This is a genomic window from Halomonas sp. PAMB 3264, from assembly GCF_031954245.1.
Lineage (GTDB): Bacteria > Pseudomonadota > Gammaproteobacteria > Pseudomonadales > Halomonadaceae > Vreelandella.
Window position 1 is genome coordinate 2,408,297 of sequence record NZ_CP134866.1, and the last position, 13,123, is coordinate 2,421,419.

Genomic DNA, 13,123 nt, shown 5'->3' on the forward strand with positions numbered 1-13,123 from the left:
GTCAAGCTATGGGATCGAGCGTGCAACAAGAGACTTGCATTCCGCAGGCATTGGTTTACGTTAACGGAAACTTGCCCTTTGGCTAACGCTAAAAGGATTGCCGGGCCAGCGCAAGCGAGCGGCGCTACAACGGCGTTAGACGTTGGTCGCGCCCAACGGTGAGCCTTGTGCTGCGGCCACCTGTTCATCGCGATACTTTTCAACGGCTACCATCACTACAACAGCCGTATCAGTGGTTTTTGGAGTCGTTTTTACAATCGTTTTTACAATCGTCTTGATAGCCGTCTTAACAACCGTCTTTATAGCCGTCTTTATAACAATGCCATCAGGAGACTTCCCATGAGCAGCGCCAACGACATCGTCTTTCTATCCGCCACCCGTACGCCGATGGGCGGGATGAGCGGCAGCCTTGCAAGCCAAAGCGCGCCGGCACTGGCGGCGGTCGCCATTCGCGCCGCGTTAGAGCGGTGCGCCATCGCCCCGGACGCCATCGAGGAGGGCATTCTTGGCTGCGTGCTGCCCGCCGGCGTCAAGCAAGGCCCTGCCCGTCAGGCCATGCGCCAGGCCGGCATTCCCGATGCGATCGGCGCCACCACCATCAACAAGCTGTGTGGCTCGGGGATGAAGGCGGCAATGCTGTGTCATGATCTGATCAAGGCGGGCACGAACTCGGTGATGCTGGCCGGCGGGATGGAGTCGATGTCCAACGCCCCGCACCTTCTCACCAAAGCGCGCAGCGGCTACCGGCTGGGCCACGGTGAGCTCAAGGACCACATGTTTTATGACGGCCTGGAGGATGCCGAAACCGGCAAGCTGATGGGGGTATTCGCTCAGGAGATCGCAAGCGCTCGCGGCTACACCCGCGAACGTTTGGATGACTTTGCTATCGCCTCGCTCGAGCGGGCGATGAAGGCCAATGAAGACGGCTCTCTGGATGCCGAGATGGCGCCGGTGACGGTCACCACCCGCCAGGGCGAGAGCGTAGTCGATAAGGACGAGCAGCCCTTTCAGGCCCGCCTCGACAAGATCCGTACCCTGCGCCCGGCATTCGCCAAGGACGGCACCATCACCGCGGCGAACGCAAGCTCGATTTCCGACGGCGCGTCGGCGCTGATCATGGCAAGCCGCGAAGGCGCCGAGCGCATGAAAGTGAAGCCTCTGGCGCGCATGCTCGGCCACGCCACCCACTCGCGCCACCCGAGCGAGTTCACCATCGCTCCGGTGGGGGCGATCGAGTCGCTATTGAAAAAGGTCGGCTGGAGCGTGGATGACGTCGACCTTTTCGAGATCAACGAGGCGTTCGCGGTAGTCACGCTCATGGCGATCGACGATTTGGGCCTGGATTACGCCAAAGTGAACGTCTTCGGCGGCGCCTGCGCCCAGGGCCACCCGGTGGGTTCGACCGGCTCGCGCATCATCGCGACACTGATCCACGCGCTGCGCACGACCGGCGGCAAGCGTGGGGTGGCGAGTCTGTGCATCGGCGGCGGCGAAGCCACGGCGGTGGCAGTCGAGCTGATCGATTGATCATCAGGCAGCTTTCACGAAAAAAACCCGCATCGACTCGATGCGGGTTTTTATTGACCCAAACAGCGGCAGTGTTTAGCCAAAGCGCCCGGTGATGTAGTCGTGGGTGCGCTGATCCTGGGGGTTGGTGAAGATGTTGTCGGTGGTGTCGACCTCGGCAAGATCGCCCATGTGGAAAAACGCGGTACGGTCGGCCACGCGCGCGGCCTGCTGCATATTGTGAGTCACCATGACGATGGTGTAGCTCTCGCTGAGCTCGTCGATCAGCTGCTCCACTTTCGCCGTGGCGATGGGGTCGAGCGCCGAACACGGCTCGTCCATCAGGATCACGTCCGGGCTTACCGCCACGGTGCGCGCGATACAAAGGCGCTGCTGCTGGCCGCCGGAGAGCCCGGTGCCGGGCTTGTCCAACCGATCCTTGACCTCGTCCCACAGCCCGGCGCGGCGCAGGCTGCTCTCGACGATGTCATCGAGTTCCGCCTTGCGCTTGGCAAGCCCATGAAGGCGCGGCCCGTAGGCGATGTTCTCGTAGATCGACTTCGGGAACGGGTTGGGCTTTTGAAACACGATGCCGACCTGAGCGCGCAGCAGCACCACGTCGCGATCCGGCGCGTAGATATCGCGCTCATCGAGGGTGATCTTGCCCTCGACACGGCAGATGTCGATGGTGTCGTTCATGCGGTTCAAACAGCGCAGAAACGTCGACTTGCCGCAGCCCGAGGGACCGATAAAGGCCAGCACTTCGTTTTCGTAAATATCCAGATCGATGCCATTGATCGCCTGGGTATCGCCGTAGAAAACGTTGACGCCTTCGGCCTTGAGCTTGACCTTGTCTGTTGCCTTGCTGACGCGGTTTTCACCGTTGCCGACGCTGACGCTGGACATGGCGCCGGATGGTGCGCGCGCCCCGGCATTCGTCGACTCGGAATTCGCAGAAGAGCTCGCAGAAGAGTGCGTAGAAGTATCCACTTACCACCTCGTTTCGAATTTTTTACGCAGCCAGATGGCCAGCGCGTTCAGGCTGAGCATCAGGCCCAACAGCACGATGATCGCCGCGGACGTGCGCGCCTCGAAGAAATTGCGCAGCTCGTTACCCTGCCACAGATAGATTTGCACCGGTAGCGCCGTAGACTGATCCATCGGCGAGCCCGGCACGTTGGCCACGAACGCGTTCATGCCGATCAGCAAAAGCGGCGCCGTTTCGCCCAGCGCCTGGGCCACGCCCAGAATCGAGCCAGTGAGAATGCCCGGCAGTGCCAGCGGCAGCACGTGGTGAAACACCGTTTGCACGCGCGAGGCGCCAATACCCAGCGCGGCCTGGCGAATCGACGGCGGAATCGAACGTAATGATGCGCGCGTGGCGATGATGATCGTCGGCAGCGTCATCAGCGTGAGCACCAGGCCCCCGACCAGCGGCGCCGACAGCGGCAGGCGCAGGTAGCCAATGAAGATCGAGGCGCCCAGCAAGCCGAAGACGATCGACGGTACCGCGGCCAGGTTGTTGATGTTGATCTCGATGAGATCGGTCAGGCGATTTTTGGGCGCGAACTCCTCGAGATAGATCGCGCTCGATACCCCCAGCGGTACCGACAGCGAAATCACCACCATCATCATGAACAGCGACCCCATGAAGGCACCGGCAAGCCCTGCCGAGGCGAGCGAGCTTCGCGAGTCGGTATTCATGAATAGCGACGTGCTAAAGGACTGACGCAGTACGTCCTGCTCTTGCAGTACATCGACCCAGGCGCGGGACTGCGGGCTCAACTGCAGGCGCGCATCCGGCAGGTCCCGGTCGATGTTGCCCTTCACCCACACGTCGACGTCGGCGCTGGCGAGCATCTTGAGCGACACCGTTTCACCTAAAAGCGAGGGGTCCTCGGTGAAGCGGTCGCGCAGCGCGTAGCGCTCGCCGGAGGCGACCAGCGCGCGCAGGTCGCGAAGCGCTCGTGGCTCGACCTCTTCGCCCAGGGCCTGCTCAAGCGAGGTATCGATCAACGACTGCCAGTTCACCAGCCCTGCCTGAGTCAGCCACTGGGTCATGCGCTCATCGAAGGCGAACTGGCTCTCGCCCGCTTCGCGCTCGGGTTTGGGCGGAAGGTCGATGACGTCCGGATCAAACGTCACCTCGGTATAGAGCGTGGCCTGCCAGAAGGCGGGAATGCCCTTGCTCAGGATGCTGGCGAACAGAATGGCCACCAGGGTCATGCCGGTCAGTACCGCCACCAGCCCCAGCCGACGGAACGTGTTCTCCTTGCGGTGACGCTTGGAAAGCGACTTCTCGATCGTTTCGAGGCGATGCTGGCGGCGCTGCTCAATCGTTAGGGACATGGGCATCTACTCGTATTGCTGACGATATTTGCGCACCACGACCAGTGCGATGACGTTCAAGCCCAGCGTGATCACGAACAGCGTCAAACCGAGCGCGAAGGCGACCAGCGACTGGGGGCTGGCGAAGTCCATGTCCCCGGTGAGCTGGTTGACGATGGTCACGGTGATCGTGGAGACCGCCTCGAACGGGTTGGCGTGCAGCACCGGGTTGTTGCCCGCCGCCAGCACCACGATCATGGTCTCGCCGATCGCCCGGCTCGCCGCAAGCAAAAACGCCCCAACGATGCCGGGAAGTGCCGCAGGCAGCACCACCTGGCGCACGGTTTCCGATTTGGTCGCGCCAAGGCCCAACGCGCCGTCACGCAGTGATTTGGGCACCTGCGTGATGATGTCATCGGACAGCGACGAGACGAACGGAATGATCATGATGCCCATGGCGATGCCGGCGGTCATGGCGCTGGTAGTGCGGATATTGATGCCCACCAGGTCACCGAGCATCGACAGAAACGGGCCGATGATCGTCAGCGCGAAAAAGCCGTACACGATGGTGGGAATGCCCGCCAGAATCTCGATGATCGGCTTGGCGATGCTTCGAAGCCAGGGCGAGGCGTACTCCGCCATGTAGATGGCCGTCATCAGCCCCACGGGGATGGCGACCAAAAGCGCGATGGCGCTAACCATAAGGGTGCCCCACAAAAGCGGCAGCAAACCGAACTCGCCCTGCCCGCTCGCACCAGCGGTGCTAAAGCGCGGGTTCCACACCGTGCCGAAGAAGAAGTCTGCCGGGTGGATGAAACTGAAAAAGCGCAGTGCCTCGCCCAGCATCGACAGCACGATGCCGACCGTCGTCAGGATAGCGATCGCCGAGCTGGCGGCCAGCGCAAAGGTAATGACCCGCTCAACCTGGTTGCGCGCCCGCCAGGTCGGTGAAATGCGCCGCCGCGCCAGCACCAGCCCCGCTACCGCCAGCACCGCCATCACCGCGATCAGGGCGATGTTTTCAAGCGTTTGCAGCCGCGCCATGTGGCTCGCCGCGGCAAGCTCTTCCGGGCTTCCACCGCCGGCGACACCGCGCCCATCGGCCAGCGCCGAGATGCGACGCATCAGGGTCTGCATCTCCTGGTCGCCGAGCCCGCTTACAAGCTCTGGCGGCAGTTGGCCGGTGACCAACGTGTCGATCAGTTGGGGCGCCAGAAACGACCAGAGAAGAAAAATGGCCAGCGCCGGCAGCCCGCACCAGAGGGCAACCAGCGCGCCGTAATAACCCGGGCGCGAGTGCAGTCGCACGTCGCGGCTTGACGCCACCGCGCGGCTGCGCGTCAGCCCCAGGTGATATGCCAAGGCCATCAGCATCAAAAGCGTGGCGATCAAGGCAAAATTGCTCATGGTATGTCTTCGCCTTTTACTTTCTACGTTTAAACGCCGGCATCGAATGCCTCGATGCCGGCGCAATCACTTTCTCACCTGCCTTGCGTTGTCAGGCACGGCGCCTGTCGCAAGGCGGGCCAGACGTTACTCGGCGCTGACCACGGTGCGCGACTCGAACTGCTCGAGCTGCTCCTGACGCTCGCCTTCGTCCATCGGGATCAGGCCGGCGTCTTCCAACGGGCTTCCGTAGCCGGAGGTCATGTCGTTGAGGAAGAACTCGGTGTACTCGGCAAGGCCGGGGATGACGTCCAGGTGCTCGCCTTTCACGTAGAAGAACAGCGGACGTGATACCGGGTATTCACCGGAGCCGATGGTTTCGAGGCTCGGCTCGACGCCGTCCATGGTCGCCACTTGCAGGCGGTCACGGTTCTGGTCGTAGAAGCTCAAGCCGAACACGCCCACGGCGTTCTCCTGAGCGTCCAGGCGCGCCAGGGTTTCGGTGTAGTCGCCGGCGATTTCGACGATACGGCCGTCACCGCGCAGATTGTTACAGGCGTCCTCTTCCACTTCCGCGACGGTGTCGCAGCCGGCGTGCAACACGCGCTCTTCGAATACTTCACGGGTACCGTGGTTGGAAGCCGGGATTACCAGCGTGATTTCCTGGTCCGGCAGGCTATCGTCGATATCGGACCAGTTGGTGTAGGGGTTGTCGACCAGCTCGCCGTTTTGGGGCAGCTTGGCGGCGGCGGCCTTGAAAACGAATTCCGGCGTCAGCTCAAACGCGTTTTGATCCAAGCGCGAGGCGAAGACGATACCGTCGTAGCCGAATTTCACCTCGAGAATGTCGTTAACGCCGTTCTCGCCGCAGCTTTCGACTTCGCTTTGACGAATCGGGCGCGAGGCGTTGGCGATGTCGATGGTGTTTTCACCGACGCCCTGACAGAACTGACGCAGACCACCGCTGGAGCCACCGGAGCCCACGACTGGCGTATTGAACTGGGAATAGGTGTTGCCAAACTCTTCTGCAACGATACTGGCAAACGGCAGTACGGTAGAAGAGCCCGCAATCTGAATGGTGTCGCGAGCCATGGCTACGCTGGATACGCCAGCGCTCAGGGCGGCGACTACGGCAACACTTAGCGTCTTTTTGGTTACATTCATCGTTGCGTTCCCCTTGGTGTGAAATCCAGCGCGCCGCTGGAAAAGGTGGCCCTGTGGCCTTCAACACCGAGGAGTCTGCCGCGCTTTGATTGCAATTATATGACAGCGCCGCGCTCACCTGCTTTTTTTAACGTGCATGGCCCAAGGCGCGCATTAAGGTGGCGTTACTGAGCGCGGCGTCAGCCAGCGCACGCCCAGGTTGCCCAGCAGCGCGACCGTCAGCATGGTGAGCAGCATCGGCCCCAGGTGATCGACCTCAAAAAGCCCGACCACCACGCCGGCAAGCGCCCCACAGGTGAACTGAATACCGCCCAAAAGCGCCGTTGCCGTGGCGCTGATATGGCCAAAATGATCCAGCAGCGACGAGATGGCGTTGGGCGTGATCAGCCCGATCATGCCGGTGAACAGCATGATCAATGGCACCACGACATAAAGCGAGGCCAGCCCCAGGGCGTTGACGAGCACCAGCGCCAGCGCCGCCACCAGCTGTACGCCCAACCCCAGGCGCAGGTTTTGCTGCGGCGTGCGGTAGCGCAGAAGATAGATATTGACCCGATTGGAGAGCGCGATGACCACCACATTGACCCCGAACACCGCCGGATAAACATGGGGAGAGAGTGAGAAATAGTCCAGATAGAGAAACGGTGAGGCGGTGACGAAGGCAAAAAGCCCGGCGAAGGAGGCGGCGACCGCGCAGATATACCCCATCGCCTCGCGGTGGCGCAGCACGCTTGCATAGTTACGCAGCACTTGGCGCGGCGAAGCGGCCGGCAGGCTCATGTCGCGCGTTTCCGGAAGCTTCGTCCCCAAAAGCCAAAGCAAAAATCCGGCGTAGGCCGCCAGAAACACGAAGATCAGCCACCAGTCGCCGACGCGCAGCAAAAGGCTGCCCACCGCCGGCGCCACCAGCGGCGCCAGCATCATGATCATTGCCATGGTCGACATCACCCTCGCCGCTTCGCGCCCGCTAAAGCAGTCGCGCACGATCGCCGCCGAATTCACCACGCACGCCCCGCCGCCGAGCGCCTGCACGAAGCGCCAGGCCAGCAGCGCGCCAAGGCTATCCACGGTGGTGATCAAAAGGCTGGCCAGCAAAAAAACCACCAGCCCGCCCATCAACACCGGCTTGCGCCCGACCCGGTCGGAGAGTGGGCCAAAACAGAGCTGGCCAAGCGCAAAGCCGAACAAGAACATGCTGATCGAAAGCTCGGTGCGGTGAATACTTTCATCGATCGCCTGGGCCAGAATACCGATCGCCGGCAGGTACGCATCGATGGCAAACGGCGCAAGCGCGGTGTTGGCGGCGACCAAAAGCGCCACCCGGCGTGAGTTGAGCTGCATGAATCTCCCTATCGCATCGCTACCCTGTCATCAAGCACCCGAACCGAAACATCACGGCGTTAGCGACGAAAACGCCCGGCGCGCGTGCTTTCATGATACGGCACTTCTTCGCCGCTCGAGGTCCCGGTTCAAAAAACCGCAACAAACCGCGCTTAGTCTACTGCTATTTTACTACGCGAACCCGGACTGCCCATGACCCTCAAAGCGCTTCACCACCTTTCGCTTCGCACGCTGGCCTTGGCGGCGCTATCGCTGGTCACGCTCTGCGTCGTGGCCCTCGCCCTGCTTGCCTGGAGCGTGATCGAACGGGGGCAAAACGATCTGGCGCTGCTCGAGCGGGTCAACGTCCAGCAGGCGTCCTCGCTCAATCGGGTGCACATATCAGGCCTTGAAGGGCTTCACCGCCTCGACCGGGCGCTCGAGCGTCAGCTCCGGCCCTCGCTTGGCGACCCGATCGAGGCGCTCGAAGCGGTAGAAAGCGACCTCGAAGAGATGAACAGCGGCCTGGCGCGATTTCTCGCTGCCAGCGCCGACTACGCCGGCCGCGACGCGCTCGAGGCGTCGGCTCGGGCGCTGATCGCCACGATGGAGCAGCAGCTTGCGGCGGTACGCGCCGGCGACCGCGGCGGGTATCGCGAGCTTACCGCCCAGGCACTCACGCTCAGCCAGGCGTTTAGCGAGCAGGCGCGCGCCTTCTATGCCCTGGCGGATCAACAGGGCTCTACCCTGCTCTCGCGCGCCGAGCGCCAGGCCGCCACGCTCGGCCAGGCGCTGATCGCGGGCGTGCTGGCAACGCTCGGTATTCTGCTGATGATCGCCGTGATCGGGCAGCGCTACTTTCTGCGCCCGATCAAAACCCTGGTGGGCCATCTTCGTACCCTCGCCAGGGGCGATTTGAGCCGGAAGGTCGAGAGCCCGGGGCGTAATGAAATCGGCCAACTCTACGCCGAGCTAGACACCATGCGCCGCGCGTTCATCGACACCGTCACCCAGCTTCACACCCAGAGCCGCTCGATGTTCGAAAGCGCCCAGCGCCTGGCACTGGGAAGCGAAGAGCTGACCGTACAGAGTCGTGAGCAGCAGGCCTTTCACGCGGCCACGACCACCACGCTCGACGAGCTCACCACGCACACCGCCTCCACCGCCGGCTTTGCCGCCGAGGCGGCCAACCTGACCGCTTCGGCCCGAGCGCGCACGGCCGAAGGAAGCGAGGTGATGAGCGACTTTCTCGCCACCATGGAGCGCATCCAGGCGCGCGCTCGCGAAGTGGACGGGATCGTCGAGGCCATCGATGCGATCGCGTTTCAGACCAACATTCTCGCGCTCAACGCCTCGGTGGAGGCAGCGCGCGCCGGCACCGAGGGCAAGGGGTTCGCGGTGGTGGCAGAGGAGGTCAGAACGCTCGCCACGCGAAGCGCCGACGCCGCCGGCGAGATCAGAGCGCTTCTGGCGGAGTCGGGCCGCCAGATCGAGCAGGGCTACGCGCGCTCGCGCCAGGCAAGCGACACCATGCACGACATCGCCGACGCTGGCGAGCAGGCCAATCGCCTGATGGCGCACATCGCCAGCGCCGCCCAGGAGCAGCATCGTCATATCGAGCGGCTCAACGCCACGCTTGCCGAGCAGACCCAAACCCACCGGGCCAGTGCCGACCGGGTCGAACAAAGCGCCCGGGACGCGCTCGCACTCGAGCAGATCGCCGAGGCGCTCAGAGAAGCCGCCGACGCTTTTCAAATCGACGATGCTCCGCCGGCCGGCTTTCACTGGCGCCCCGACCAGGCGTTGGTGCAATCGGCCCGCGGCAATATCCACAGACCGGAAGCCTTGTTAGAGTAGGGCTGGACTCAATAGGGAGGAGCCTTACATGAGCACGAGCCTACTCGCGCAGCTAAAAGAGATGACCAAGGTCGTCGCCGACACCGGCGATCTGGAAACGATCCGCCGCTTTCGCCCGGAGGATGCCACCACCAACCCGTCGCTCATCCTGCAGGCCGCCCAGCAGGAGGATCGCCGCGAGCGCCTCGCCGTCATCGCCCGCGAAAGCGCGGACATCGACGAGGCGGTGGATCGGGTTGCGGTAGAGATCGGCTCCGAAATCAGCGAGCTGGTGCCAGGCTACGTCTCTACCGAGGTCAGCTCGCGACTCTCGTTTGACCGCGAGGCAACGATCAAAAAAGCGCACTCGCTGATCGAGCGTTACGCGAAAAACGGCGTTCCCGCCGAGCGAATTCTGATCAAGACTGCCTCGACCTGGGAGGGGATTCAGGCGGCGCGAGCGCTCGAGCGCGACGGCATTCGTACCAACCTCACGCTCTTGTTCGGCTTCGCCCAAGCCAAGGCCTGCGCCGACGCCGGCGCGACGCTGATCTCGCCCTTCGTCGGACGTATTCTCGACTGGCACAAGGCGCAAAATCCGGACGGCGACTTCAGCGGCGACAACGACCCCGGGGTGGCCTCGGTCAAGCGCATCTTCGAGTACTACAAGGCGCAGAATTACGCCACCATCGTGATGGGCGCAAGCTTTCGCAACGTCGACGAAATCAAGTCGCTCGCCGGCTGCGACCGCCTGACCATCTCGCCGGCGCTGCTCAACGAGCTCGATGAAGAGCACGGCACGCTCGAGCGCAAGCTGAGCGTGAAAAGCGCGAAGGTAGGCGCCGATGACGCCTTGAGCGAGCAGGAGTTTCGCTGGGCGATGAACGATGATGAAATGGCCCACGACAAGCTCGCCGAAGGCATCCGCAAGTTCATGGCGGATCAGAAAAAGCTCGAGGAGCTGCTGGCCAAACTGCGCCAGTGATCACCCCGGCGGGGCGGGCCGTGCCACCCAGGCGGAGATGATAAAGGCCCCGGGGGTTGCGCCCCGGGGCCTTTGATGTCAAGCGAAGGGTCATCGAGCGATGACCCTAGTGTACCGGCGAGTCCTGGGATTCCAGCATGTCGACCAGCGGCTGAAACTGTTCGCGGTTGTGTTCGTTCATGTGCATCAGGATACGGTGAGCCTCGAGGATTCGATCACGCAGCCCCTCCTCGTCCGTGGGCACTTCGGGCAGCTCGGTCAGCGTCGGGTCAATGCCGCCCGCGTTTTGAAGCGGCGCCTCGACCAGGGTAAAAAAACGCGCGAACCCCATCACATCCAGCATTTTCTGAATATCGGGGTTGTCAGCGATGATCGTCGGCGGATGTTCCAGACGCCCTTTCACCGCCATGGCTACCTTGGCCAGAAAGCCCAGGGCACTGGAGTCGACGTTACTCGCCTCGCGCAGGTCGATCATCACCGAGCGAAGCCCGGGCGTGTCGGCGAGCCGCTGGGCCTGGACGTCGAGCGTGGCGCAGAGCGTCAGGCGCACGTCGCCACAGAGCTTCAGGATGAAAACCCCGGAATCGAATGCCGCCTTGATACGGCCTTCCTCAATCAGCATGACCAAATCCGCTCACCATCATGATTGTCAGATCGTCGGGTAAAGCGTTGCGGTCTTGGCTCTCCTCGTCAGCCGTCTCCCCCTCCATCAGCAGGGCGTTGGTCTGAACCAGCCGGTCGCGCAACCGCTCGAGTGTCTCACTCTCGCTTACTAATTGCTCAAGCTCCATGAGCCGCGTGTCGAGCGTCTTACCCGGCAAGCATTCCAATACGCCGTCTGAACAGAGCCACAGGCGAAAGTCAGGCGGAAGGTCACAGCTAAGAGAAGGATACTCGATATCGGGGAAAAGCCCGACCGGCATGCCTTCGCCCTCGAGGCGCGTCAGGCCCTGGTCGGTCACCAGTATCGGCATCGGCAGCTGTGCACCGAGCGAATAGTGAAGGGTCTTGGCCTCGTGGTCAATCACCCCCACGAAAAGGGTGGCGTGCTTGCCGATATCGGTATCCTGAAGCTCGCGGTTGAGCGCCTTGAGCCATGTGGCGGCCAAACGCTCCGGCGCCTGGCCGTCCCACTCGTTAAGCCAGCGAATAAACAAGTACTTGAGCAACACCGTGACGAAGGCCGACGAGGCGCCGTGGCCGGATACATCGGCAAAATAGAAGGCGCTGAAGCGCTCATTGAACGGCTGATAGTCGAGAAAATCGCCGGACAAATAGAGCGACGGCGCGAACCAGTAATCGAATCGAATGCCGTTGATAGTGCGCGCGTTCACCGGCAGCAAACGGCGCTGGATATGCCCGCCGCTTTGCTGGTCCATGCGCAAAAGCGCCAAGTGCGTCTCCAGGCTTTCGTTGAGCTCCTTGAGGCGCGCCCGGTCGCGCTCGCGCTCGCGGGCAAGCGCACTGAGTTCGACCGCCTTGCGAATCATGCGCCGTAAAAGCTCGCTGTGTCGCAAGGGGTCGACCACGTGATCCAGAAGTCCGCTCTCCACCGCCTGAAAGAGCGCCTGGTCCTCACGGGAGTCGCTGACTACCAACGTTGGCACCCGGGCGGCCAACAGCGCCCACTGCTCGCGGGGCACCACGCCGACCCGCGCCACAACCAGCGCGACGTTGTCGGGCAAACGTTCGATGTCGCTGGCGGCCAGCACCGCCATGTCGCGGCAGGTGATGGCGCGAGTGAGCGCATCGCGCTCATCGCCCGGGGCATCGATGACCGCGATCAGATGCTTGGAGGAATCCATATCAAGCCTCAGTCGGCGACGTCATCGTCACCAAAATCTGCATCGTCGAATTCAAAGCTGTCCATGGCGAAGGGGTCGTCACCGAGCTCGCCGTCGTTGATCATGAACTGGCGACGCTGCAGGTAGGCGTCGCGAATGAATTGGTAGCGGTCGCCGCTGATCAGCGACTCCTGGTCGAGCAGCCCCGCCCGGGTGTCGATGACGTTGAGCGCGGTCAGGCTGATACGTACCGCATCGTCCTCGACGTAGGTATTGGGGTAGGCCGCGATATCCGCCGGCAGGCCCGTGGTGTCGCGCAGCGTGCTCGGGCCGAGCAGCGGCAACACCAGATAGCGCGAGTCGCTCCAGCCCCAGCGCGCTAGGGTCTGGCCGAAATCTTCCTCGTCGGCGGTGATCTCCATATGGGTCGCGTAGTCCAGAAGACCACCGATCCCGACCGTCGAGTTGATCAAAAACCGCGACGTCGCAAGCCCGGCGTTGGCCGGCTTGCCCTGCAAGAGGCTGTTGAGCGCGGTGCGGATCTCGCCGAGGTTGGAGAAGAAGTTGCCCACGCCAGTCTGCACCGGGTCTGGCGTGACGTTGCGATAGCCGGTGGCGACCGGCTTCAACGCGTAGCGGTCAAGCACGTCGTTGAAGGCGAACACGCGCCGGTTGAAGCTCTCCCAGGGGTCGTCCGGGTGCGCCTGCTGCGCCGTCGTTTGGGTGCTGGCACAGCCGGACAGCCCCATGGTGGCCAGCAGCACGACCGGCAAAACGCTCTTGAGCGCGCCGGCGTTGAGTCGATTGGCCCTTG

11 protein-coding genes are annotated in these 13,123 nt (G+C 62.8%); 3 read left to right on the top strand and 8 right to left on the bottom strand.

Annotation, left to right across the window (positions count from 1 at the left end; genetic code table 11):
• The first annotated feature begins 339 nt into the window (after window positions 1-339).
• Entirely contained in the window at window positions 340-1,527 is a 1,188-nt protein-coding gene (locus RN347_RS10850) for an acetyl-CoA C-acyltransferase (protein WP_311958235.1), read from the top strand.
• Window positions 1,528-1,602: 75 nt separating this feature from the next.
• Here RN347_RS10850 and pstB read toward each other — a convergent pair whose 3' ends face one another.
• From pstB to RN347_RS10875, 5 genes are all read right to left on the bottom strand, one after another.
• Window positions 1,603-2,412 (bottom strand): phosphate ABC transporter ATP-binding protein PstB, encoded by an 810-nt coding sequence (pstB, locus tag RN347_RS10855; RefSeq protein ID WP_252109181.1) that lies wholly within the window; start codon window positions 2,410-2,412, stop codon window positions 1,603-1,605.
• Between the two features lie 84 nt (window positions 2,413-2,496).
• A complete protein-coding gene (gene pstA, locus RN347_RS10860) occupies window positions 2,497-3,855 on the bottom strand; it encodes a phosphate ABC transporter permease PstA (protein ID WP_263586774.1) in 1,359 nt (452 codons plus the stop codon).
• 6 nt (window positions 3,856-3,861) lie between these two features.
• Window positions 3,862-5,241, bottom strand: coding sequence for a phosphate ABC transporter permease subunit PstC (gene pstC / locus RN347_RS10865; protein WP_311958236.1), 1,380 nt, complete (start codon window positions 5,239-5,241; stop codon window positions 3,862-3,864).
• A 126-nt stretch (window positions 5,242-5,367) separates the two neighbouring features.
• Window positions 5,368-6,384, bottom strand: a complete 1,017-nt coding sequence (locus tag RN347_RS10870; protein WP_311958237.1) for a substrate-binding domain-containing protein — start codon at window positions 6,382-6,384, stop codon at window positions 5,368-5,370.
• A 153-nt stretch (window positions 6,385-6,537) separates the two neighbouring features.
• On the bottom strand, window positions 6,538-7,725 hold the full coding sequence (locus RN347_RS10875; RefSeq protein ID WP_311958238.1) for a multidrug effflux MFS transporter: 1,188 nt from the start codon (window positions 7,723-7,725) through the stop codon (window positions 6,538-6,540).
• A 192-nt stretch (window positions 7,726-7,917) separates the two neighbouring features.
• Here RN347_RS10875 and RN347_RS10880 point away from each other — a divergent pair, with 192 nt between their 5' ends.
• Window positions 7,918-9,561: a methyl-accepting chemotaxis protein gene (locus RN347_RS10880; protein ID WP_311958239.1), complete on the top strand. Its 1,644-nt coding sequence runs from the start codon at window positions 7,918-7,920 to the stop codon at window positions 9,559-9,561.
• Window positions 9,562-9,589: 28 nt separating this feature from the next.
• Window positions 9,590-10,525, top strand: coding sequence for a transaldolase (tal, locus tag RN347_RS10885; RefSeq protein WP_311958240.1), 936 nt, complete (start codon window positions 9,590-9,592; stop codon window positions 10,523-10,525).
• A gap of 106 nt (window positions 10,526-10,631) precedes the next feature.
• Here the strand turns inward: tal and RN347_RS10890 are convergent, their stop codons facing one another.
• From RN347_RS10890 to RN347_RS10900, 3 genes are read right to left on the bottom strand one after another with little or no spacing between them, the layout of a single operon-like run.
• Complete coding sequence (locus tag RN347_RS10890) at window positions 10,632-11,147, bottom strand: STAS domain-containing protein (protein WP_263586769.1); 516 nt, start codon at window positions 11,145-11,147, stop codon at window positions 10,632-10,634.
• On the bottom strand, window positions 11,137-12,330 hold the full coding sequence (locus tag RN347_RS10895; RefSeq protein WP_311958241.1) for a PP2C family protein-serine/threonine phosphatase: 1,194 nt from the start codon (window positions 12,328-12,330) through the stop codon (window positions 11,137-11,139). Before RN347_RS10895 ends, RN347_RS10890 begins: the two co-directional genes overlap by 11 nt.
• 8 nt (window positions 12,331-12,338) lie before the next feature.
• A complete protein-coding gene (locus tag RN347_RS10900; RefSeq protein WP_409335801.1) occupies window positions 12,339-13,058 on the bottom strand; it encodes a VacJ family lipoprotein in 720 nt (239 codons plus the stop codon).
• Window positions 13,059-13,123 lie beyond the last annotated feature (65 nt).